Consider the following 1,348-nt stretch of genomic DNA (forward strand, 5'->3'; position numbering starts at 1 on the left):
CTGGAGGACTTCATTGCCCACCAGGTGCATAACCTGGACCTCGGCAACGTGCAGGGCGACGGGAAGCCGATACTGGACAGCCTTAACGCTCAATGCCCCATGTGCGGCAGTGAACTGGCCGTCACCCCGCGAGTGATCGGATGTCGCGCCTGCCCCTTCAAGTTCCATCCGGAAGTCAGCGGCAAGATGCTGTCCCCCGGCCAGATCGAGGCGCTGCTGACGAATGGCAAGACCGGTGTACTGAAGGGCTTTCACAGCAAGAAGACCGGCAAGTCCTTTGACGCGGCACTGAAGCTCAACCACGAAGCCAAGCTGGAATTCGTGTTCAGCCGCAAACCCACGCGCGCATGACCCCCTCTACAAAGGAGGCTTTAGCTATGCCAGACGCAAAACTTCCCAAGGGAGCCTATGCCGCCCTTGAAGCGCTTCAGGCCCAGGCTGTAGCAGTAACAGCAGCGATTCCAGGCAACGATCCTGAAGCCGTGGCATTAAGCCGCAAGGCACTTGCAGACGCTCAGGCACAAATGGCGAAACATTCGAGTTGGGTGTCCAAGATCATCAAGGCGCTGATGAAAGACCCATTCGACGTGACCGTCCTGACGGCGGACGCTGATTGGCTTGCACAGACCTTTGCCGAACGTGTTGCTCAGTGGCCACCTGGTGACACGATGACTGCTCAGTGCCCCAACTGCGACACCCCGGCAACTGTCGATATCGTCAACGTCAGGGCTTGGGATATGACCTGGCGACCGGTGGATTGCGACACCTGTTTTGCCGAGTTTGAGTTGTCGGCAGACGGCACAACAGCCTTGATGTTGGCCCCTGCTGCGCAGTCTTCTGCCCGGGGCCGCGAGCTGCTGAACACGACAATCCATTTTGATCCCGACGCCAGCATAAACGCCCCCCACACCACGGCCGTCGAAATCTTGCTAGGCGGTGTGGGGCGACTGATGTTTCCCGATGGTACCGAGCAGTTTGTGGACGATGACGCCGAACCGGCGCTGATCTATTCGCCGCGCCTTCAGCCTGAAGCCCTGGAGCGATTCTGCGAAGAACACATGGAACGCTATGAGCGCTTCCATGAGGCGCATGAAGCGCAACTGGCTGGCTTCGAACGTGTCGCTATGGACGCCTTTTGGTAAGTCCGTAGGTCTCTCAACATCCCTTCACACCCCTTACAGAACTCATTGAAGAAGGAACGCATCATGGCGCGTGGAATCAATAAAGCGATCCTGGTAGGCACCTGCGGACAAGAACCTGACTGTCGTTACTTGCCCAACGGCACTGCGGTAACCAACCTGAGCCTGGCCACCAGTGAGCAGTGGACTGACAAGCAGAGCGGGCAGAA

Annotated in this window: 3 protein-coding genes; all 3 read left to right on the forward strand. The window is 58.2% G+C overall.

Annotated elements, in window-relative coordinates:
• A partial coding sequence (locus tag ABJ99_RS04140; protein WP_195842899.1) for a topoisomerase C-terminal repeat-containing protein occupies window positions 1-351 on the forward strand: 351 nt, incomplete at its 5' end.
• A gap of 26 nt (window positions 352-377) precedes the next feature.
• Complete coding sequence (locus ABJ99_RS04145; protein ID WP_054084737.1) at window positions 378-1,142, forward strand: hypothetical protein; 765 nt, start codon at window positions 378-380, stop codon at window positions 1,140-1,142.
• Between the two features lie 63 nt (window positions 1,143-1,205).
• Window positions 1,206-1,348: single-stranded DNA-binding protein (gene ssb, locus ABJ99_RS04150; RefSeq protein WP_154864391.1), on the forward strand; the 143-nt coding region annotated here is incomplete at its 3' end.

Source organism: Pseudomonas syringae pv. cilantro, assembly GCF_001293775.1.
GTDB classification, from domain to species: Bacteria; Pseudomonadota; Gammaproteobacteria; order Pseudomonadales; family Pseudomonadaceae; genus Aquipseudomonas; species Aquipseudomonas syringae_P.

What these genes read in the sequence shown, in the direction of transcription:
- ABJ99_RS04145 (WP_054084737.1), top strand. Translation starts at nt 378, where the DNA reads ATGCCAGACGCAAAACTTCCCAAGGGAGCCTATGCCGCCCTTGAAGCG.